The sequence below is a fragment of the Desulfovibrio legallii genome (assembly GCF_900102485.1).
Lineage (GTDB): Bacteria > Desulfobacterota > Desulfovibrionia > Desulfovibrionales > Desulfovibrionaceae > Desulfovibrio > Desulfovibrio legallii_A.
Map to the genome: position 1 here is coordinate 49,890 of NZ_FNBX01000003.1, position 20,733 is coordinate 70,622.

Below are 20,733 nucleotides of genomic sequence, written 5' to 3' on the forward strand. Positions count from 1 at the left end.
CGCGCCTTGAAGGCCGCCGGGGATTTTCCCGACTTTTTGCCCGCCAGCGTAAAAAGCGCCAGCGCGGCCAGCACAATGCCGCCGCCTGCAAAGGCGAGCGCCTTTCTTGTGGAGAACGTCTATAATCTTGCTATGTTGTGTGCCACCGCCGGGACAGCAGCCTTTGTGATCAGGACGTTTCCGTTGCGCCTTGAAGGAAGTACAGGCCTGCCGTACCGCATACTGGCGGAATTTCCTGATGTGCAACGCCAAGGCTGAAACGCCCTGGGTGTGCCAGCCGCCCCCACAATCACATCGCCAGCCGCTGATGCGGGACGACGCCTGCCTTGACGCCCCGCACGCCCTTCTCTACCATATCCGCATACAAAAGGGCGTTTCCATGGACATTTTTACCGCGGCAACTTCTTCGGGGCTTGTCTGCAACGTCACCATCCCCGTGTTCAACCGGCCGGCGGCTACCCAGGCCGCCATAGAGGCGCTGGGCCGCACGGCGCGGGACGTGCCCTTTTGCATTACGGTAGTGGACAACGGCAGTGAGCCCGATCTGGTGCGCAGCCTGCAACTCTGGCGGGAAGAAGGCCGCATCGACCGCCTCTTCCTGCTGCCGCGCAATATGGGCGTGGCCTGCGCCGCCAATGTGGGCTGGGAGCTGGTGGATGCCCCCCTGTACATGAAGCTGGACAACGATACGGCCATCATCCGGCGGCACTGGCTGCGGGATCTGCTGGCCCTCTGGCGGCACGGGCGGCAGCCCTCCACCCTGGGCGGAGCCTTCAACCGAGAAATGCTGCGCAAAATGCCCGGCGGCCTGGTCACCCTTGAAGGGGAGCTGGGCCTCTGCGCGGACAACCTGCCGGGTCAGGCCATCCTCATTCCCTGCGCCGTTGCGGAACAGCTGGGCCGCTGGAACGAGGAATACGGCCTCTACGGCGGCGAAGACGGCGATTACGGCCTGCGCATGCGTTGCGCCGGGCTGCCGCAATACTACTATCTGGGGCCGGACTATTTTCAGAATCTGCGGGAGGAGGCCGACGCAGCCGACGTTTATGCGGCGCGCGGCATAGACAAGCGCCGCCTGCACCGCGAGCTGGTCCTGCGCGACAATCTCGGCATGGGCCGCCTGCTGCTCAACAAACTGCTCTATGAGGCGGGCCTGCGCTCCCTCAAGCCCCTGCGCCGCTATGCCGTGGACGACGTGGACGCCGCAGGCCGCGTCACCCTGCGGGAACGGCCGGAATACAAGGCGCTGCAACGGGATCTGCATAAGGCCGCCGCCGCGGTCAGCGCCCGATTCCGCGCCCATATCCTGAGCTTTGGCTTCAATGCAGAAGAGCGCGCCTTTATGGACGTGCTGCTGCGGCGGCACGGCCAGGGCGGAACACGCAACCTCCCCCCCACGGAACGAGGAGACGCATGAACATCAGCCACATCCGCCTGACCCTGGGACGGGTCAAAACCAGCTGTGCCCGCCGCGATCCGGAGCGCGCGCTGGATCTGGCTCTGTCGGCCCTGGAGGCCTTGGACGGGCAAACGCCGCCCACGGACCTGCGCGGCGATATCCGCACCGCCGTCACCACCCTGGCGACGGACCCGGACGTGAAGGCCCACGCGCCCGAACCCCTGGCCTATCAACCCGGGGACGAACAGGCCCTGGCCCGCAGGCTGCGCGCCGTGCGGGACGCCATAAAGGCGGCCAAAGAGCGGGAAGACTATGAGGCGACCCTGCAGCGCAAGCTGCAGCTGGACCGCTGTTTCAAAGACGGCAAAGCCTTTCTGGCCGAAGGCAAGCCCTCGGAAGCGGACGCCTGCTTTGCTGAAGCCCTGCGCTTTTACCGGGATGAGACGGCCATCTTCGGCATGATGGCCAAGGCCATGATGGAGGCCGGGGAATATGTGCGCGCGCTGGGGCACATCCGGGCCGGGCTCAAAGCGGCCCCAGGCAATGCCGCCCTGAGCCAAATGGCCGAAGAATGCGCCCGCCTGCGGCAGCCGGAGCCCTGACCCCTGACCGGGGTGCCGTGCGCCGCCCGGCCAGAGCAAAGAACCTTTGAGACCAGGCATTCTCAAGGTTTACGATACGCTCGTTCCGGCGCGTAACAGCGCAAATGAATTGCGCTTACGCCTACACGGCGCGCGCCTGCCCGCGCAGCCCCCTACGGCATTTCAAAATTGAAATGCCGTAGGGCGTCCTCACAAGGAAAAATTTTTTGCAGGAGATGGCAGCGCAGGGGAAAGGGGCCCTTTTGTGAGCAACGGCCCCCTTTCCCCACCAAAAGCCCTTGCTTCGCTCAGCCCTGCCGGGCCTCTGGGTTCAGGCAGTCCGGGGGCACGCGGCCTTCCAGAGCGGCGAAGATTTTTTCCGCGCAGCTGTTGCCCATGCTGATGAAGCCGTCCATGGTGGTGGCGCCCTTGTGCGGCGTGAGCAGCACGTTGGGGAAATCGCGCAGACCGGGATGGATCTGGGGTTCGCATTCAAACACGTCCAGTCCGGCCCCGGCTATGCCGCCTTCTTTCAGCGCTGCAACCAGGGCGTCTTCATCCACCACCGGGCCGCGCGCCGTATTGATGAGGATGGCGTGCCGGGGCATGAGCTCCAGCTCGCGCTTTCCAATATAGTGGCGGGTTTCGGCAGTGAGGGGCACATGCAGGCTTATAAAGTCCGCGGCGGCCAGAAGATCGTCCTTTTCCAGGAATTGCGCGCCGGTCTGCGCTTCAAAGTCGGGTTTGGGCCGATGAGCGGTATAGAGCAGCCGCATGCCGAAGCCGGCGGCCCGCCGGGCCACGGCCTGGGCGATGCGCCCGCTGCCCACCAAGCCCAGGGTTTTGCCGCTGACCCTGTGGCCGATTTTAAGCAAAAGGCCCCAGGGCTGCTGGCCGCTGCGCACAAAGGCGTCGCACTCGTGCAGGCGGCGGGCCACGCCCAGCATAAGGGCCATGGCCAGGTCGGCCGTATCGTCCGTGACCAGGCCGGGGTTGTGGGTCACCCAGATACCGTGGCGGGTAGCGGCGGCCACATCCACATGGTCAAAGCCTACGCCGTAACAGGCGATGATTTTACAGGTGGGGGCCAGGGCCGCCACAACCTCCGCGTCCAGGGGCAGCACCGGGGCGATAATGCCGTCCCGGCCTTTGACGGCCCGGCAGAGGGCCGCATGGTCAAGGCCGCCCAGGGGGCCTATCTCCACCGTGCAGCGGGTTTGCAGCAGGGCCACGGATTCCGGCACGATGGCGCGGACCACATAAATATTGGGCTGAGACATAAACTGATCGTAATCCATTATTGTTAATGTGCAATGATGCTGGCCAGAAAGTCCTTGGCCCTCTGCGTCTGCGGCGCTTCAAAAAAGCGCTCCTTGGGGGTGTCTTCCAAGATCTGGCCGTCCTCCATAAAGAGCACCCGGTGGGCCACCTTGCGGGCGAAGCCCATCTCATGGGTCACCACCATCATGGTCATGCCCTCGTAGGCCAGCTCCACCATAACGTCCAGCACTTCGTTGATCATTTCCGGGTCCAAGGCCGAGGTGGGCTCGTCAAAAAGCATGGCCACCGGGTCCATGCACAGGGCGCGGGCAATGGCCACCCGCTGCTGCTGACCGCCGGAAAGCTGGGAAGGATACTTCTTCATCTGCGATTCCAGGCCCACCCTTTTGAGCAGGGCGGCGGCCTTTTCCATGGATTCCTCCTTCTTGCGCCTGAGCACCTTTTCCTGCGCCAGCATAAGATTGTGCAGAATGTTCAGGTGGGGGAAGAGCTCAAAGTGCTGAAAAACCATGCCCACATGGCTGCGCAGGGCTGCCAGATTGGTTTTTTTGTTGGTGACTTCCGTGCCGTTGACAAAGATCTGCCCTTCCTGCACGGGCTCCAGACCATTGACCGTCTTGATAAGCGTGGACTTGCCGGAGCCTGAAGGCCCGCAAACCACCACCACTTCGCCCTTGTTGATGCGGGTGGTGCAGTTGCGCAGCACGTTGAAGTCGCCGTACCACTTGGAAACGGCATTCATGATGATGACGGGTTCGTTCGGAGGGTTGCTCATACTTTCATTCTCTTTTTTACCGTGGTCACGGCCAGGGAAACGCAGAAACAGACCACAAAGTAGCCCGCGCCCGCCAGCAGCACCATGTTGATTTCAAAGCCCGTGGTTTTGCCGATATTGGTCGCCGTGCGGAAAAAGTCCGCCAGGCCGATGATATAGACCAGGGACGTATCCTGAAACAGAATCATGCCCTGGGTAAGCAGCAAGGGCGTCATAACGCGGAAGGCCTGGGGCAGAATCACATAGATCAGCGCCTGAGACTTGGTCATGCCCAGGGCCAGGGCCGCTGCGCCCTGCCCGGCGGAGACGCTGCGCATGCCCGCCCGGATGATTTCCGCATAATAGGCCGCCTCAAAGGCGCTGAAGGCCACAATGGCCGAAACCAGGCGGATGTCCGTCTGGGGCGAAAGGCCGAGCACGCTGCTCAGAAGCTGCGGCACGATGAGGTAGAACCACAGCAGCACCATAACCAGAGGAACGGAGCGGAAGCAGTTTACATAGGCGGCCGCCAGCCAGCGGAAGGGCGCAAAAACGGAGATGCGCGCCACCGCCAGCAGGGTGCCCAGAACCATGCCCATGACCACGGCCGTAACCGTGATTTTGAGCGTAACCAGCGCGCCCTTGGCCAGCAGAGGCAGGCTTTGGGCAATCATACTCCAGCCGAAATCAAGCATTTTTGCCTCCCATGCTCATGGAGGGCAGCCGCATTTTGTTTTCCAGCAGCTTCATGGCCCGCATGACCACAAAATTCAGCAACACATAGGCCAGGGTCACGGCGATGAAGGATTCATAGGCATAGCCGGAAAATTCCAGCAGCCGGTTGGCCTGGGAGGTCAGCTCCACCAGGCCGATGGTAGACGCCACGGCGGTGTTTTTGACCATATTAAGCATTTCTGAGGTGAGCGGCGGGATGATGATCCGGTAGGCGTTGGGCAAAAGCACGTACCGATAGGTCTGCGGCAACGTAAGGCCCAGGGCCAGGGCGGCGGAACGCTGCCCGCTGGAAAGGGCCTGGATGCCCGAACGCACCTGCTCACAGACGCGCGCGCCGGTAAAAAAGCCCAACGCACAGGTGGACAGAATAAAAAATTGGATATTCGGATTGAGCTCGGCCTTGAACCACACGCTCAAATCGTGCGGCAGGAGGTCCGGCGCGCCCAGATACCAGATGAAAAACTGGACGATAAGAGGAATATTGCGAAAAACGGCCACATATGCGGCCCCAATGGCGCGAAAAAAGCGGCTGGGCAGGGTGCGCAGAATGCCGAACAGCGATCCGGCCGTAAAAGCCACAATCCACGCACAGACAAACAGGGCCGCCGTGGTCAGAAAACCGTCCACCAGCCAGCTGAAGTAGGTCACGTTGCCGAACGGCGCCTGCTCAAAAAAAATGCCCCAGTTCCAATTTGCCTGCATGGGTCGGTCCCGGTTGAAAAAAACAATGTCGTACAAAGGGCGCCGCGCCGAAGGGCGCGCAGCGCTTGCAAAGCGCCAGGGCATTGTGCAACTTGGAAATGCCGTGACGGCTGCGTAAGAGACGCCCGCCGTGGAGGCGCAAGCGCAATTTATTTGCGCCGTTAAGCGCCGGGACGAGCGTGCCTTAAACTTTGAGAATACCTATTCGCAACGGTAATCTGCTCTAAGGAAAGCGCGCGGGCCGGGGGAACCGACCCGCGCGCTGCACGGTTAATCCAGGGCCTTGTCGTTGGGCGTTTTGAACAGCGCCTTCATTTCTTTGGACATTTCAAAGTTCATGTTCATGCCCTTGGGCGGGATGGGCTGCATGAACCAGCGCTGATAGGATTTTTCCGCCACGCCGGAAAGCTGCATCTCGGCGATGACGTCATCCACCAGCTTCTTGAAGGGGGCGTCGCCCTTGCGCACCATGCAGCCGTAGGCTTCATAGCTCTGGGGCGTGCCCACAATGGCCCACTGGGCGGGGTTTTTGGCCTTGGCGCGCTCGCCGGCCAGCAGGGCGTCGTCAATAAAGAAAGCCACGGCGCGGCCCGATTCCACGGTGCGGAAGGCGTCGCCGTGGTCTTTGACGCTGATGATGTGGATGCCCATTTTCTTTTCGTCGTTCATCTTGTTCAGCAGCTTCTCAGAGGTGGTGCCGGCAGTGACGGCCACATTCTTGCCCTTGAGGTCGGCAAAGTCTTTGATGCCGGAATTTTTGTCCACCAGAAGGCGTGTGCCCACGATGAAGAAGGTGTTGGAGAAGGCAACCTGCTGCTGGCGCTCCAGGTTGTTGGTGGTGGAGCCGCATTCAAAATCAAAGGTGCCGTTCTGCAGCAGGGGGATGCGGTTCTGCGAGGTGATGGGGACGTAGCGCACCTTGAGGTTGGGCATGCTCAGCTTTTTCTTGACGGCGGCCACGATCTTGTCGGAGTAATCCTGGGCGTAGCCCACCACGTTCTGCTGCAGGTCATAATACGAAAAGGGCACGGAAGATTCCCGATGCCCCACCGTAATAATGCCGGTATCCTTAATTTTTTTCAGGGTGCCGGTCAATTCCTCGGCCTGGGTTCCGCCGCTCTGCGCGGGAACGAGCAGCAGCGCCGCCAAAGCGGCCAGGGCAAATTTTTTCCAGTTCATGGATGCCTCCTCAAAGATGACGTTGCCGGCAAAGGGCGCGCCCCCTGCCGTGCGGCACAGCCTTCCGCCGAAGCGCCCGACGGGCGGCCCTGCGCCGTACATACCCCACAAAGTGCCATGTTGAAAGAAAAAGCACAACAACCCGCCCTCCGTGGGCGGCTGCTGCAGCGCCGGCGTCGGCCCTCTTTCTTCTTTGTCAGTGTCCTGAATTGACGCTGCCTTGTCAATATGTTGCCAATCTGCAGACTTAGAGATTTTTTTCTCAATTGACAGCAGCCTGTTCCTTTGTGCGCGCACGGTGCGCCGCGAACCGTGCCGGACGCCGCGGCTCGACCTGCACGTTTTTTTCTGCTACTCACTACCACTAGCGACTGTCGGTTCCCTGCGCTCGCCGTCCCCCCAACCTCAACCTGGATACGCCATGGATACCACCGCCCTGCCCCCGGCCCCCGCCTTTTCCTTCAGACGCATGGCCGGCCTGGACCAGGCCCTGCTGCTTACGGACGACGAGTGGCGTCGCCTGGACCGCCTGGATCCCAAAATCTGGATGGCCCTGAGCTGCCCCACGGACGGGCTGGAATTTGACGCCGCAACCCTGCACCTTCTGGATGGCGACGGCGACGGGCGCATCCGTGCCGCCGACCTGCTGGCTGCCGTGGCCTGGCTCTGCCCACGGGTCAAGAGCCCCGCGCGCCTGCAGGAACGCGCCGCCCTTCTGCCTGTGGACAACCTGCGTGAAGACACTCCCGAAGGCGCGGAGGTGCTGGCCGCCGCCCGTCTGGTGCTGGCCAGGTCCGGGGCCGAAGACGCCCCGACGGTTTCGCGAGAGGCCGTTGCAACGGCCCTGGCCGCCGCCGCCGAATACCCTTTCAACGGCGACGGCGTGCTGCCGCCCTGCTCCGTGGCGCAGGATGCGCCTGAGGTGGCCCGCTTCATTTCCCTGGGGCTGGCCGTTGTGGGCGGCAAGCGTGATGATTCCGGCCTGCCCGGCCTGGATCTGCCCCTGGCGGAGGAGGTCAGCGCCAGGCTGCAGCAGGCGCGCGACTGGCGCGCGGCCGTGCATGCGGCGGACCTGCCCCTGGGCGCGGCCACGGCCGAGGCCTGGACGCTGCTCCAAAAGCTCGCGCCCAAAATCGACGATTATTTTACCCGCTGCCGCCTGGCGGACTTTTCCCCTGCCGCTCTGCCCACCCTTAACGAAGAAGCCGATCCCGCCGCCGACAATGCGGATCTGCTCTCTGCAGAGGCCCTGCGCCGCCGGCCTCTGGCCCGCATTGTTCCGGGCCGCCCCGTGCTGGACACCGCGCGCGGCGTCAATCCCGCCTGGGAAGAAGACCTCCGGGCCTTCGGGCGGCTCTTTGCCCCGCTGCTCACGCCGCAGGAGGGCGCAGGCTGGACCCTGGACGAAGAAGCCTGGCGGGAGCTCAAGGCCCGTTTTGCGCCCTATGCCGCCCTGTTGGCCCAACGCCCCGCGCAGGAGGCTGCCCCCGCGGAGGCCGCGCCCCAGGCCTTTGCCCGCGCCGATCTGCCCGCTTTGGCCCTGGCCCCGGCGGACGACCCGCTGCAGCGGGCCTTTCTGCCCTGCGCGCCCCAGGAAGCCCTGGACGCCGTGTCGGACGCCGATCTGGACGCCTTGCTTGACGCGCAGGTCCGGCAGGGCTTTCTCGCCTGCCTGGAGCGCGAAAACGCCGCGCCGCGTCTGGATTCCTTGCGCGCTCTGGAAAAGCTGCTGCTCCTGCACGCGCACCTCTATACCCTGCTCATGAACTTCCTCTCCTTTGCGGATTTTTATGACCCAGATCGCCGGGCCATCTTTCTGGCCGGCACCCTGTACATAGACAGCCGCTCCTGCTCATTGTGCGTTCCCGTGGCCGATGTGGAAAGCCACACGGCCCTTGCTGCGCAAAGCCACCTCTGTCTGCTCTACTGCCAGTGCAGCCGCCGGACCGACCAGGGCGCACTCCAGACGGCGCAGATCGCCGCGGCCCTGACCGCCGGCGGCACGGCAGCCCTGGTCAAGGGGCGTCACGGCGTCTTTGTGGACAACGCCGGGCAGGTCTGGGATTGCTCTCTGCTGCGCGTGGTGCACAATCCCATCAGCCTCAAAGAGGCCGTCTGGGCTCCCTATGTGCGCTTCGCCAACCTGGTGGGCGAACAGATGCAGAAGCTGGTGGCCGCCAAGGACAAAGCCGTGGCCTCGGCTACCTCCAAGACCGCAGGCTCCCTGGTTTCCGGCGTCGCCGCGCCGACGGCTTCCGCACCGGCGGCCGCTGCGCCGGCCAAACCCCCGTTCGACATCGCCAAAAGCGCGGGCATTTTCGCCGCCCTCAGCGTGGGCATCAGCATGGTCAGCGCCTCCTTCGCCTACATTGCCAAGTCCTTGTTCTCCCTGGGCTGGTGGTGGCCCCTGGCCCTGGCCGGGCTGTTTGCCTGCATCTCCGGGCCCTCTGCCCTGCTTGCCTGGTTCAAGCTGCGGCGGCGCAGCCTGGGCCCCCTGCTGGACGCCTCTGGCTGGGCCGTCAATACGGGCGCGCCCATTAACCTGAGCATGGGCGCTTCCCTCACCAGGGAAGGCAGCATGCCCCCCGGCGCGCAGCGCTCCCTGGACGACCCCTACGGCCTGCCCGCCCGTCTGGGCCGGGGCAGATCGCGGGCGCTTTCCGTCATTATGGCGCTTCTGCTCCTCCTGGGCGCGGCCTTGGCCGCCTCCTGGGTCTGGCGCGCGAGCCTGCCCCCCTGGCTGGGCGCGCGCCTGCCCTGGGCCCAGAGCGCAGCGCAACAGCCCGCCGCCAAACCAGAGGGCGCGGCAACGCCCAAACCGCAGGCAAAAGCCGCTGCGGCCGCCGCCACGAAGGCCGCGTCTGATGACAAGGCCGCGTCCGCCGCAAAAACCAACGACACGAAAACCGCGCCCGCCACACCGACGCCGCCTGCCCCTGCGCTTCCGTCGGCCCTGGACAAGGTCCTGCCCAAGGCCCCCTGAGACGGCCGGGACGGCGCAGCGCGACCCCATTCCCCGCTTCCGCAGCGGCCGCCGCAGCCCCCAGGGCCGGCGGCCGCTCTTGCGTTCTGCCGGAAGATGCGTATATGTATACTGACGCATGTTGCAAACACCTAGTCGGCCGCCCCGCGACGGGCAGCCCCCACCCCTTTTCCGGAGAAATTATGAAACGTAGCGTGGTTCTGGCCGCACTGCTGCTCTGCTGCTGTGCCCTGATGCTTACTGTGACCGAGACCACGGAGGCCGCCCGGCTGGGCGGCGGCCGTTCGTTCGGCGGCAAGCCGTTTATGAGCACGCCCGCGCCTGCGGTACGCCCCCAACCCGCCCCAGGGAAACCCGGCCCCACCGTCAACCAGACCCGACCGCAGCAACAGCAGCCCGCCGCAGGCGCTGCCCGCCCCGGCCTTTTCGGCGGCATGGGCGGCCTGATGGGCGGATTGCTGGCCGGCACTCTTATTGGCTCGCTGCTGTCCGGCCACGGCTTTTCCGGCGGCGGCTTTATGGACATCCTCCTCTTCGGCCTGCTGATCTACCTGGGCCTGAAACTTTTTGCCCGCTTCCGGGGCGCGCCCGCAGCCGCCCGCGCCGGGGCCGGCCAGGGACAGAACGCTGAGGAGCAACCTTTGCGCCGCGAGGCCGCCGACGGCTGGGGCGCGCTGCGCAGCACGCCCCAGGATATGAGCGGAAGCGCGGAGGACGGCCCCGCCGTTTCCGTGCCCCAGGGCTTTGATGTGGAGGAATTTCTGCGCGGGGCCAAAATGGCCTACAACCGCCTGCAGCAGGCTTGGGACAAACGGGACATGGACGACATCTCCCAGTTTGCCACCCCGGCCGTGCAGGAGGAAGTGCGGCGGCAGATGGAGGCCGACCCCAGGCCCGGCAATACGGAACTGCTTCTGGTCAACGCCCACCTGCTGCAGGTGGAGAACGACGGCCCGGACCAGTACGCCCAGGTCTTTTTCGATGTGCTCCTGCGGGAGGATCCCAACCAGCAGGCTCCCACCTCCGTGCGCGAAGTGTGGCACTTTGTGCGGCCCGTTGCGGGCGGCATGTGGAAGCTGGACGGCATCCAGCAGGTGGAAGGCTAGGCGGCGTGCGGCCTCCTCCTTATGACGTCAACGCTGAATAACAGATAATTATCGCCATGCGCGGGCTGCAAGCCAGATTTGCGGCCCGCGCGTTTTGGCTGGAGAACATGTATGGACAACTATGTGGCAAAGCACGATAAACTTATGCGTCTGCTCCAGATGCACATTGAAAGCGCTACCCCGGACCACGCCGTGGTGACCATGCCCCTCACCCCGGACCACCGCAACGGCATGGGCTTCGCCCACGGCGGGGCCATCTTTTCCCTGGCCGACGTGGCCTTCGGCGCGGCGGCCAACGCCGGCAAGCTGACCGGCGTGGTCAGCCTCTCCACCGCCATCGAATTTCTGCGCCCCGGCAAAACCGGCCCCCTGCGCGCCGAAGCCACAGCCGTGCGCCGCGGCGCGCACGTCCAGAGCTACGACGTCCGGGTCTACGACGGCGAAGGCACCCTCATCGCCCGCTGCATGGCCTCCGGCTACCAGACGGATGTTGCGCTGCCGTCTTAGCGGATTAACTTTGAGAATATGCATCCTCAAAGTTTACGGCGCGCGCATTTCGGCGCTTAACAGCGCAAATAAATTGCGCTTACGCCTTCACAGCGGGCGTCTGCTCACGCAGCCCAGGGCATTTCAAAATTGAAATGCCCTGGCTGAATAAAAGATTTTTGTAGGGGGCAGGGGGGATTTTCGTAACCACAAATCCCCCCTGCCCTTCTTCAAAAAACTTTTCGCATATGCGAGAACGCGCAAAGCGGGCAGGAGAGCATGAAAGCGTGAAATGCTCTGGCCGCTGCGCAGAGCAAGGGCCACAACGGCGCAACATTGCGGCACGGTTAAACGCCAGAGTGAGCCCAGCCAATATGGCTGAAATCCACGGGCAGCGGCCTGTACGGCAAAAGGCTTGCGCGGCCGCTGGTACACGGTTGCGCTGCGCGAAGCGCGCGTCATTCGGCCAAAGGCAGACTGAGGCGGAAAACCGCGCCCCCTTCAGGGCGGTTGGCGGCAGTGAGTTCGCCGCCGCGGGCCTGCGCCAGCGATCGCGCCACGGCCAGGCCCAGGCCCGCGTAGCGGCCCAAAGGCTGCGCCTGCCCTGCGGCCGGATCCGGGGCCTGTGGGCGGCTTTGCAGCGTGCGCGTACTGAAGAAGGGTTCAAAAATGTGGGGCATGACCTCGGCAGAAATGCCGGGGCCGCTGTCCTCTACCAGCACATCGTACCAATCCCGCTCCTGCGCGTCGCGGCGCAGTTCTCCCCGCACTGAAAGCGTGCCGCCATCGGGCATGGCGTCCAGGGCGTTTTCCAGCAAATGCAGCAAAATCTGGTGCAGTTCAGGCGCGGAACCCAAGGGGCGCGCCGCGTCCTGCGGCAAAGCGCGGCGGCACTGCACGCTGCTCTGCTCCAGGCGGGAGTGCAGCAGCTCCAGCACCGCATCCAGTGCTGCGCCCACATCCAACGGGCCGGTGCGGGGGTCCAGCCCGTGCCCCACCATAAGCAGCTTGCGGGTAATTTCGCGCACCCGCAGGCTCTGCACCCGGATAAGGGCCACAGCCTCTCGCGCCTCGTCCACCTCGGGCAGGGACGCAGCCTCGGGCGCGTCCAGACAGTCCCGCACCAGACCGGCGGCCTGCACAATAATGTTCAGGGGATTGTTGACCTCATGGGCCACGCCCTCGGCCACTCTTCCCAGGCTGCGCCAGCGGGCGGCCTCAGCCAGACGGGCGGCCTCCTCTCTGGCCTGGGCGCGCTCCCCGGCCTTGCGGCATTCGGCCAGCACGTCCTCCAGGCTCACGGGTTTGGAAAGCCAGTTGAGAGCGCCGCGCCGCATGGCCTGCACGGCCTTGCCCATATCTGCCGCGCCCGAGAGCATGACCACGTCAGTGCGTGGATATTTTTCATGTAAAACTTTAAGAAGCGTTACGCCGTCCATGCCCGGCAGGCCCACGTCCAGGAAAATAAGGTCGCGCTCCTGCGCAGCCAAGGCGTCCAGGGCCGCAGGGGCGTCCGCCGCCGTGGTCGCGTCCACGCCGCGCAGGCGCAGCCGTTCCGCCAGGGGATGGGCAAAAGCGGCCTCGTCGTCCACTATAAGCACCCGCATGGGTCGGCCCTCCGCTACTACCTGCGCGCCCGCCGCCAAACGTCCCCGCATGCCGGCTTGTGCGCCGCACGCCCAAGGCGGGGGAAAATCCTGGGGGGCTCAGGCCCCCCAGGCCGCCGGAGACGGCGCAGGACAGATATTTTCGACAACCATCATAAGCCGCGTGCGCCGCGTCATTTGTTGTGCTCGTTCAGCACGTCCTTCTCGTTCAGCACGTCGCGGGCGGCGTCAAAGTCCCCGCCTTCAGCCAGGGAAACGGCTACCATGGCGTTTTCCACCTTGTCGCGGTAGGCCATGCGGATGCTGCTCAGCAGTTCGTCAATGTCCATGGGTTTTTTGAGGAAGTTGTACGCGCCCATGCGATAGGCGGTCTGCTCTTCCGCATCGCCGCCGTGGCCGGTGAGGATGATGACCTGCACCTGCGGATTGCTCTTCTTCACATTGCGCAGCACCTCAAAGCCATCCATGCCGGGCATGCGCAGGTCCAGCACGATAACGTCCGTGGGCTGCTCCACAGCCTTGAGGGCCTGCGGCCCGTCGTACGCCACGCGCGCCTCGAAGCCGCGCATGGACAAACGCTCGGCCAGGGTATCCACAAACTGCTTTTCGTCGTCCACCAGCAAAATTTTGATGTCTTCTTTGGTCATGGAACCATGCTCCTTGCAGGCCCGCCAGCACGGGCCGGTTATGCGCCCTCGCCAGCGCAGGCCGAAATGGAAAGAAAAAACCGCTGCCCCGCGTCCCGCCAAGGCATAAGCGCCGCCCGCCAGCCGGGCCTGAGGCCATCCAGCAGAGGGCTGCCCGTCATGACTGAAAAAGCCATCTCCCGGTTGGGGCCCTCCGTCACTTCCACAATAATGCCTTCCTCTTTCTGCCGCCGCCCCGCCGCAAAGCGCAGGGTTACCTGCCCGCCCACGGAGGCGCAGAGGTCAAAAACTTCCAGCAGCGCGCGCAGCACGGCCAGGGCCGGCACGGGGGCCCAGATGGGCTCTTCCGTCTCGCGGTACTCCAGCCTGACCTGCGCGGCCCGCGCGTGGCGCGCCGCCAGAAGGCAAAAGGTCCGGCAAACCCGCGCCAGGTCGCAGGGGCCGGCGTTATCCGCATTTTCCGCGCCGCCCGCCTGGGCCATGTGGTCCATGCCCTCGGCCAGGGCAGCGCCCTGAACCACCGCGCGCTGCACCTCGTCCAGGGCTGTGGCGAGCCGTTGCTGCCGCGCCGCGCCGTCCGCAGCGTCGCGGGCAGCCAGGGCGGCCAGGTCCTGCGCAAGCCCCGCCGATTCGCGGATCACGGCCAGCACGTTGCGCATATCGTGGACGGCAGAGGCCAGCAGCCGGGCCATGCACTGACTGTCGTTCATGAACGCCCCCCCCCATTTGCCGCGTCACCTGCCGCGCCTTCGCGCGCGGCGGCCTCCACGGCAGCCAGAAAATCCTTGAAGGCCAGAGGTTTGGTCAGGCAAGCCACGGCCTGGGCCAGGGGGCAGACGCCGTTGTCGTCCACGGCCTCATGCCCGGTAAGCACAATAACGGGCAGGCCGGGATGCGCCGCCTTGAGCCGGTGCAGGGCCGCATCCCCGGAAAGGCCGGGCATGAAGAGGTCCAGCACGGCCACGTCGGGCACATCCTTATCCGCCTCGTTCAGGGCGCTCAGCCCGTCGTAGACCACGCGCACGTCGTAGCCGCGCAGGCGCAGGCGCTCCGCCAGGGTATCCACAAATTCTTTTTCATCGTCAGCCAACAGGATGCGCAAGGCCATGCTACACCTCCACCGCGCTGTCAGGGGGGGTCAGGGGCAGGCGCACCCGCACGGTGCTGCCCTTGCCCTCTTCGCTTTCCACCTGGATGTCGCCCCCCAGGCGACGCACTATGCCGTAGGTGATGAACATGCCGAGGCCCGTACCCTTATCCTTTTTGGTGGAATAAAACGGCTCAAAAATGTGCTTGAGCACATCGGGCGCCATGCCTTTGCCGTTGTCGCGCACGGCCACTTCCAGCCCCTGCGCCCCCGCGGCGCAGCTGATCTTGATGAAGCGGCCCATATCCGGGCCGTCCGTGCGCTCCACCGCCGCCACGGCGTCCAGGGCATTGCCCAGGATGTTCAGGAATATCTGTTGCAGTTCGCCCCGGTCCGAAACAATTTCCGGCAGGTCATCCGGCAAATCCGCTTCCAGGCGCACGCCCCGGTTCTTGGCTTCGCGCTCCAGAAAGCTCATGGTCTCGGCAATCACTTCCTCCACATGCAGGCTCTGGCGGTTGGCGTCCATGCGCCGAGCAAAGCCCAGCAGCCGGTGGGTGATGCCCCGGGCGCGCTCCACAGTGCTTTCTATGCTGCTCAGCAGGGCGCAGAAGCGCTCCTTATCCGCGGGGTCGCCCGCCACCTTGCCCATATCCAGCAAATCCTGCGCCAGGCCCGCCTTTTCATAAATGACGGCCAGGGGGTTATTAACCTCGTGGGCCACGCCCGCGGCCAGCCGTCCTATGGAGGAAAGCTTCTGGTTGTGCTCCATCTGGGCGAACACGGCCACCCGTCGTTCGTCGCTGGCCTGGAGACGGTTGATAAGGTGCTTCATGAGAAAGTGCGAAACCAGCACAATAAGGGCCACCCCGCCGCAGAGCACCAGCAGAAGCTCGCTGCGCAGGGCCGACCAGGGGCGGAAAGCGTCGGCCACGGGCTTCACGGCCAGCAGCATGAACTCCGTGCCCGCCAGGGTGCAGGAGGCCACCATAAGATTGCGGCCCGAAGTGTCGGTCACCCGGCGCACCACGGTTTCGTGCGAGGCCGGCGGCAGCGTCAGGGGCAGGGGTTCCAGCGCCTTGCCGTAGAGGTTGGAATCGGTCTGCAGCACGCCTTCGCGGTCCACAAGAAAAACGTCCGTATCCTGCTCCGGCCCCACGGTGGAGACAATCTTCTGCACGCTCAGGGTATCCGTGGCCACGCGCAGGGTCCAGGAGCGTCCGTTCTCCTGCAGCCGGTGCACGGCCACCACCATGTGCGGATAACCCCGGTAGCCCAGAAAAACGTTGCTCAGGTGGCGACCCTTGATTTCGGCTTCCCGCAGCCAGGGCTTGCCCGCATAGTCCGCGCCTTTGAGCTTATACGGCCCCACATAGTTTACCTGGCGGCCTTCGGCGTCCACCAGGCCCATGTCCACAAAGCCCTGAAACTCGCTCTTAAGGGCCAGGAACACCCGGTTGAGGGTGCGCTCGTCCGCCAGATCCTCAAAGGTGTAGGCGTGCGCCAGAAACCCCACCGTGGAGGCCCGCTCGCCCAGATAGAGCTCCAGGGCGGCCTGGGATTTGCGGGCCAGGGCGTAGACCGGGCTTTCCATCTCCCGCACCAGGGTGCGGGTGTACTGCATGTGGCTGATGCCGGAGAGCAGCAAAAGCGGCGTAACGGACACAGCCACCATGAGCAGGGTCATGAGCCGCCTGAGGGAACGGTAACGCCCCGGCGAGACGTCCTCCGGCACTTCCAGCAAATGGCTGAAAGACTGTTTGAGTGTGGCGAACATGGGCTCCTCCAGGGCTGCGCCGCGCAGCTAAGGTGTCACAAATGTTTTGTGTCACAGCGGTCTCGGGGCGGCGCGCGCCGGGCCGGGCTGTGGGGGACGGCCGCCGTGGCGGCCGCCGCAGAACCGCAGCCCGTCGGGCCGCGACCTAGTGCCCGCCGGCCACCAACACGCCGGAGGCCGCCAGGCTGAGCACCAGCACTTCGGCAATGGCGATGCACATCATGAGCCACTCCTTGTGCTTGGCCAAGGTCCAGGCCAGCTGGATGAAGCAGAGGATGGTCAAGGCCGCCAGAAAGGCTATGCCCACGAAATTGCATATATCGCCCTTGGTCACTAAGGCAAGCCACCCCCAGCCCTGGGGGATATGCCCGGCCGCGCGGTATTCGGCGGCGCTGTGGGTCCACAGCCGGGGCATTTCGTCCAGGGGAATCTGGGGCGTCAGCACGCCGAAAACATACAGCGCGTAGCTGATGAGCAAGACAACGAAGCCCAGCAGCGCGCCGTAGAACAAGGTATCCGCATAGCGCAGCTGCGCCGGAGAGGCTTTGATTTCGTTACGCAAATCTTTGGTCTGCATTTTTATACTCCCTTATGCGTCCGGCCTTACCAGCCCAGACCCTTGAGCAGGGCCTTGGCCCCGGAGAAGAAGAGCACGATAATGACCATGTAACGGATGAACTTGGGCTTGGCCACGGCCAGCAGACGCACGCCCACTACGGAGCCCAGCATAAGGCCCACAATGGAAGGCACGGCCATGAGCGGGATGACGCAGCCCTGGTTCAGATAGACCCAGGCGGCGGAGGTGTCGGTGATGGAGAGCAGGAATTTGGAGGTGCCCACACCCACCTTGAGGGGCACGCCCATGAGCAAATTGAGCACCGGCACGTTGGCCCATCCGGCCCCCAGGCCGAACATGCCGGCCATGATGCCGATGGCGATGAAGAGCAGCAACCCGACCAGGGTGCGGTGGGTCTTCCACTCCACCACTTCGCCCGTGCTGGGTTCCAGGAAGACGCCGTTCATGCCCAGGGCCAGGCCCACGGCGTCCTGCTTGGTCACCACGGGGCGCACGGAGTTTTTGGACAGCAGCAGCAGCACGGCGATGCCCAGAATGGTCACGCCCAGGCAGGTCTGCACAACGTCGGTGGGCAGAGCCAGGCCCAGCATGGCGCCCACGATGGCGCAGGCCGAGGCGATGAGCGCCACGGGCAGGGCCAGGCGCAGGTTGGCGAAATTACGCCGCAAAAGACCAGGCCCGGCGGCCAGCGCGCCCGCCAGGGCCACCAGCAGGCCCGCGCCGCGCACAAAGTCCAGATGGAAGGGGAAGAAGCCGCTGACCAGCGGCACAAACAGCACGCCGCCGCCCACGCCGGCCATTACCGCGATAATGCCGAGGATAAAGCAGAAAAACAGCAGGGCCGTGGGCCAGAACCACCAGGGATGGTTATCCACGGGCGCCAGGTCTGGCGTCTGGACGGCCGGGGGCGTGGCCCCTTCCGGCGCTGCCTGCAGGGCCGCCCCTGCGGCATTGCCCGGCGCGGCCGCCGCGTGCTGATCGTTTTGCGCCGTCTGCAGGGGTGCGGTCGCAGTCGCGATTTGCGCCCCTGCGCTCACGGGCCCCGCCAGAAGCAGCAGCAACGCCGCCATGAGCGGCCACAGCCGCCATGCCCCAAACCTTGCCCCCTGAACAGGGGCCGCACTCAAATCACACGCCATTGTATCCCCCTTGCGGCCAGATGCCGATGCGTTGTTTCGGACAAAGCCAGACTAGCCTCCGGCAGCGGTCCGGGCCATCGGGAGTTTCCTGATTTGTGAATTTTTGCCTAAGGGTTTTCCCCAGAGCGGGAAGCGGCCCGCGGAGCGCAAAAAGCGCGCGACGGCCGCGGGCGGACGCAAAGAGACCTGTAACGGCGGCGGCCGTTCAAAACGGGGCTGCGCCGCCTGAGGGGGCAAAACCGCGCGCCGCGTCCGACGGATTGCGGATCAGACCTTGACCAGGCCGTGGCGGATGGCGATTTTGACCAGGTCGCCTACGGAGGCGGCCTTGAGCTTGGTGAGCAGATTGTACTTGTGGGTTTCCACGGTTTTGGGGCTGATGAAGAGCTCCCCTGCGATGGCCTTGACGCTTTTGCCGTCCGCCAGCAGGCGAAAGATCTGCTTTTCGCGCGGGGAAAGGGCGCGCAGGTCGGCGGGCGCATCCCCGGCGGCGCTGTCGGCGGCGTGGCGCTCCCGCAGCAGGGCGGCCATGCGCCCGCCGGGATCGGGAAAGGTGACAAAAATCTCGCCCCGCCGCACGCTTTCTATGGCCCGCAGCAGCACGCCCGGCGGTTCGGACTTGCGCACATGGCCCATGATGCCCAGGTCCACCAGCTCCGGCAGCCAGCGCTGGTCCTCCAGGCCGGTGTAGACCACAATGCGGACGCGGGGCTGCACTTCCAGCACGGCCCTGCCTGTTTCCACGCCGTTCATGCCCGGCAGCCCCAGGTCCAGCACCACCAGGTTTGGCGTCAGGGCAGCGGCCAGGGCCACGGCTTCGCCGCCGCTGCAGGCCATGCCCACCACCCGCAGATGCCCATAGGGGGCCAGCAGGCTGCGCACGCCCTCCATGAGCAGCTTATGGTCATCCACCAGCAGGATGCGGCAGACTTCGCCCGGCATTTCCGGCATAGGCGGCGGCGCTCCCCGGCAAGGGTCTCCCGCCGGACCACACGGCCGGCGGCAACCTCGGTTAAAGGATGAACAGTGTGGCCAAACCCAGAAAAATAAAAAAGCCCGCCCCATCAGTAATGGTGGTGAGAAAAATGCTGGAGGCCTGGGCCGGGTCGCGCCCCAGGGCGCGGAAGATCAGGGGAATGGAGCCGCCAGCCACCGCGCCCAGCAGCATGTCGCACATGAGCGCGCCGCCCATGACGCCCCCCACGCGCGGCTGCCCGGTGAACCACCAGGCCCCGAAACAGGCCGTAACGGCCATGACCAGCCCGGTGACAATGCCGATCTTGCCCTCGCGCAGCACGGCCATCCAGGCTTTTTTCTGGTCAAAACGGTCCGTGGCCAGCTGGCGGATCATGACGGCCAGGGCCTGCTGGCCCGTATTGCCCGCCTGATTGGCCACCATGGGCATCAGCACGGCCAGCACGGCCATCTGCGCGATGGTGCCCTCAAACATATAGACCACGGAAGCGGAAAGGGCGGAATTGAGCATGTTCACAAACAGCCAGGGCAGGCGCTTGCGCACGCTCTCCTTCCAGGGGGTATCCACGCTTTCTTCCGGGTCTGCGCCCACCATGCCCAGCATGTCCGCGCTGGCTTCCTCGTGCATGATGTCCATGATGTCGTCGTAGGTCACCACGCCCATGATGTGGCCTTCGTTGTCCACCACGGGCATGGCCATAAAATTGTAGTGCGAAAGCAGGCTCGCCACTTCGCGCTTGTCCGTGTCGTAGGTGACGCTCACCACGCTCTGCCCGGCCACGGCGTCGCCCACAATGGTGCCCGGCCGCGCCAGCATGAGGTCGCGCAGAGAAAGCACGCCTACCAGCACATGCTGGGCGTCCGCCACATAGGCGTAGTAGGGGCTTTCCTTATCGGCCATTTCGCTGCGGATGTGGGCAATGGCCTCGTCCGCCGTAAAGCTCTCCTCCAGCAGGATGAGCTCGGTATTCATGACGCCGCCGGCCGAATCCGGATCAAAGTTGAGCAGACTGCGCAGCTCTTCGGAGCTCTCGCGGGTCAGGCGGCCCAGCAGAGCGTCGCGCCGGTCGGCGTCCAGCTCGTCCAGCACGTCGGCGGCGTCGTCCGGGGACATTTCGGCGATGATCTGGGCGGCCACGTCGTCGTCCAGATTCTCCAGCACGTCCACGGCTACGTTTTCGTCCAGCTCGGCCAGGGCCTCGGCGGCGTCCTCCTTGGACATGCGCCGCAGGGTGCTGACCTGCTTTTCCAGGCTCAGATTTTCCAGATGGTCGGCCATGTCGGCCGGGTGGACAAACTCCGCATCCGTATAGGCGGCGGCGTCAATGCGGGTGTTCTCGCGCTCCAGGTCGGCCACTTCGTCGTCACCGGCCTCGGCCTCCGCGTTGGAAGCGGACGGCGCGACGGCAGCCACAGCGGGGAGGGGTTCTGCCGGGGGAAGAGCTGCGGGAGCCGCCGCAGCGGCTGGAGACGAAAAAGATTCAGGGCCGGCGGCGCTGCCCTCCGACGCGGGGGAAGCCTGCACCGCCGCAGCGTCCCGCGCAGGCGCTGCAGCGCCCTCTTCACGGGGAAAAACGTCGGATTTGTCAGTGCGGAAGTCAGCCATACACGTCAGTACCCCGATGCGTTGCGGGTCAGAAAATAGCGGCGGCGCGGGCGCTTGCGCCCGCAGGCACACGGCTTGACGCGCGCCACGGGGCATTCTAAGTAAGGTGCCA

General features: G+C 64.8%; 20 protein-coding genes. 6 read left to right on the forward strand and 14 right to left on the reverse strand.

What is annotated here, in order from left to right; genetic code table 11:
• Nucleotides 1-6: 6 nt before the first annotated feature.
• The 3 genes from BLS55_RS12060 to BLS55_RS02515 all read left to right on the forward strand — a co-directional run bounded on the left by BLS55_RS12060 (nucleotide 7) and on the right by BLS55_RS02515 (nucleotide 2,001).
• Nucleotides 7-258 carry a hypothetical protein gene (locus BLS55_RS12060; RefSeq protein ID WP_180365377.1) on the forward strand — a complete coding sequence of 84 codons (252 nt, stop codon included), beginning with the start codon at nucleotides 7-9 and terminating at the stop codon, nucleotides 256-258.
• A gap of 121 nt (nucleotides 259-379) precedes the next feature.
• Nucleotides 380-1,417, forward strand: a complete 1,038-nt coding sequence (locus tag BLS55_RS02510; RefSeq protein WP_092152952.1) for a glycosyltransferase — start codon at nucleotides 380-382, stop codon at nucleotides 1,415-1,417.
• Complete coding sequence (locus tag BLS55_RS02515) at nucleotides 1,414-2,001, forward strand: tetratricopeptide repeat protein (protein WP_092152796.1); 588 nt, start codon at nucleotides 1,414-1,416, stop codon at nucleotides 1,999-2,001. The genes BLS55_RS02510 and BLS55_RS02515 overlap by 4 nt, the downstream gene beginning before the upstream one ends.
• 287 nt (nucleotides 2,002-2,288) lie before the next feature.
• On the opposite strand, the gene BLS55_RS02520 is transcribed toward BLS55_RS02515, so the two are convergent.
• From BLS55_RS02520 to BLS55_RS02540, 5 genes are all read right to left on the reverse strand, one after another.
• The gene (locus tag BLS55_RS02520) at nucleotides 2,289-3,260 is read right to left on the reverse strand and encodes a 2-hydroxyacid dehydrogenase (protein ID WP_092152953.1); all 972 of its coding nucleotides are present in this window, start codon (nucleotides 3,258-3,260) and stop codon (nucleotides 2,289-2,291) included.
• A gap of 23 nt (nucleotides 3,261-3,283) precedes the next feature.
• Complete coding sequence (locus BLS55_RS02525) at nucleotides 3,284-4,036, reverse strand: amino acid ABC transporter ATP-binding protein (protein WP_092152797.1); 753 nt, start codon at nucleotides 4,034-4,036, stop codon at nucleotides 3,284-3,286.
• On the reverse strand, nucleotides 4,033-4,710 hold the full coding sequence (gene gltK / locus BLS55_RS02530; RefSeq protein ID WP_092152798.1) for a glutamate/aspartate ABC transporter permease GltK: 678 nt from the start codon (nucleotides 4,708-4,710) through the stop codon (nucleotides 4,033-4,035). Before gltK ends, BLS55_RS02525 begins: the two co-directional genes overlap by 4 nt.
• The gene (locus tag BLS55_RS02535) at nucleotides 4,703-5,452 is read right to left on the reverse strand and encodes an amino acid ABC transporter permease (protein WP_092152954.1); all 750 of its coding nucleotides are present in this window, start codon (nucleotides 5,450-5,452) and stop codon (nucleotides 4,703-4,705) included. The genes gltK and BLS55_RS02535 overlap by 8 nt, the downstream gene beginning before the upstream one ends.
• Nucleotides 5,453-5,722: 270 nt before the next feature.
• The gene (locus BLS55_RS02540; RefSeq protein WP_092152799.1) at nucleotides 5,723-6,631 is read right to left on the reverse strand and encodes a glutamate/aspartate ABC transporter substrate-binding protein; all 909 of its coding nucleotides are present in this window, start codon (nucleotides 6,629-6,631) and stop codon (nucleotides 5,723-5,725) included.
• 421 nt (nucleotides 6,632-7,052) lie between these two features.
• Between BLS55_RS02540 and BLS55_RS12365 the strand changes: the two genes are divergently transcribed.
• The 3 genes from BLS55_RS12365 (at nucleotide 7,053) to BLS55_RS02555 (ending at nucleotide 11,227) form a co-directional block, all read left to right on the forward strand.
• Nucleotides 7,053-9,614: an ABC transporter permease gene (locus BLS55_RS12365; RefSeq protein ID WP_180365378.1), complete on the forward strand. Its 2,562-nt coding sequence runs from the start codon at nucleotides 7,053-7,055 to the stop codon at nucleotides 9,612-9,614.
• 182 nt (nucleotides 9,615-9,796) lie between these two features.
• The gene (locus tag BLS55_RS02550; RefSeq protein WP_092152800.1) at nucleotides 9,797-10,720 is read left to right on the forward strand and encodes a Tim44 domain-containing protein; all 924 of its coding nucleotides are present in this window, start codon (nucleotides 9,797-9,799) and stop codon (nucleotides 10,718-10,720) included.
• A gap of 111 nt (nucleotides 10,721-10,831) precedes the next feature.
• Nucleotides 10,832-11,227, forward strand: a complete 396-nt coding sequence (locus BLS55_RS02555; RefSeq protein ID WP_092152801.1) for a PaaI family thioesterase — start codon at nucleotides 10,832-10,834, stop codon at nucleotides 11,225-11,227.
• Nucleotides 11,228-11,664: 437 nt separating this feature from the next.
• Here the strand turns inward: BLS55_RS02555 and BLS55_RS02560 are convergent, their stop codons facing one another.
• The 9 genes from BLS55_RS02560 to mgtE all read right to left on the reverse strand — a co-directional run bounded on the left by BLS55_RS02560 (nucleotide 11,665) and on the right by mgtE (nucleotide 20,372).
• Nucleotides 11,665-12,813: a hybrid sensor histidine kinase/response regulator gene (locus tag BLS55_RS02560; RefSeq protein ID WP_092152802.1), complete on the reverse strand. Its 1,149-nt coding sequence runs from the start codon at nucleotides 12,811-12,813 to the stop codon at nucleotides 11,665-11,667.
• A 173-nt stretch (nucleotides 12,814-12,986) separates the two neighbouring features.
• Entirely contained in the window at nucleotides 12,987-13,460 is a 474-nt protein-coding gene (locus BLS55_RS02565) for a response regulator (protein WP_092152803.1), read from the reverse strand.
• Between the two features lie 38 nt (nucleotides 13,461-13,498).
• Complete coding sequence (locus BLS55_RS02570) at nucleotides 13,499-14,170, reverse strand: histidine kinase (RefSeq protein ID WP_092152804.1); 672 nt, start codon at nucleotides 14,168-14,170, stop codon at nucleotides 13,499-13,501.
• Nucleotides 14,167-14,568, reverse strand: coding sequence for a response regulator (locus BLS55_RS02575; protein WP_092152805.1), 402 nt, complete (start codon nucleotides 14,566-14,568; stop codon nucleotides 14,167-14,169). The genes BLS55_RS02570 and BLS55_RS02575 overlap by 4 nt, the downstream gene beginning before the upstream one ends.
• A gap of 1 nt (nucleotide 14,569) precedes the next feature.
• Nucleotides 14,570-16,324, reverse strand: coding sequence for a sensor histidine kinase (locus tag BLS55_RS02580; RefSeq protein WP_092152806.1), 1,755 nt, complete (start codon nucleotides 16,322-16,324; stop codon nucleotides 14,570-14,572).
• Between the two features lie 145 nt (nucleotides 16,325-16,469).
• Nucleotides 16,470-16,901, reverse strand: a complete 432-nt coding sequence (locus BLS55_RS02585; protein ID WP_092152807.1) for a DUF1634 domain-containing protein — start codon at nucleotides 16,899-16,901, stop codon at nucleotides 16,470-16,472.
• Between the two features lie 26 nt (nucleotides 16,902-16,927).
• Nucleotides 16,928-17,971: a sulfite exporter TauE/SafE family protein gene (locus tag BLS55_RS02590; RefSeq protein ID WP_257243109.1), complete on the reverse strand. Its 1,044-nt coding sequence runs from the start codon at nucleotides 17,969-17,971 to the stop codon at nucleotides 16,928-16,930.
• Nucleotides 17,972-18,307: 336 nt separating this feature from the next.
• Nucleotides 18,308-18,991 carry a LuxR C-terminal-related transcriptional regulator gene (locus tag BLS55_RS02595; RefSeq protein WP_092152808.1) on the reverse strand — a complete coding sequence of 228 codons (684 nt, stop codon included), beginning with the start codon at nucleotides 18,989-18,991 and terminating at the stop codon, nucleotides 18,308-18,310.
• Nucleotides 18,992-19,052: 61 nt separating this feature from the next.
• Nucleotides 19,053-20,372, reverse strand: coding sequence for a magnesium transporter (gene mgtE, locus BLS55_RS02600; RefSeq protein ID WP_257243119.1), 1,320 nt, complete (start codon nucleotides 20,370-20,372; stop codon nucleotides 19,053-19,055).
• Nucleotides 20,373-20,733 lie beyond the last annotated feature (361 nt).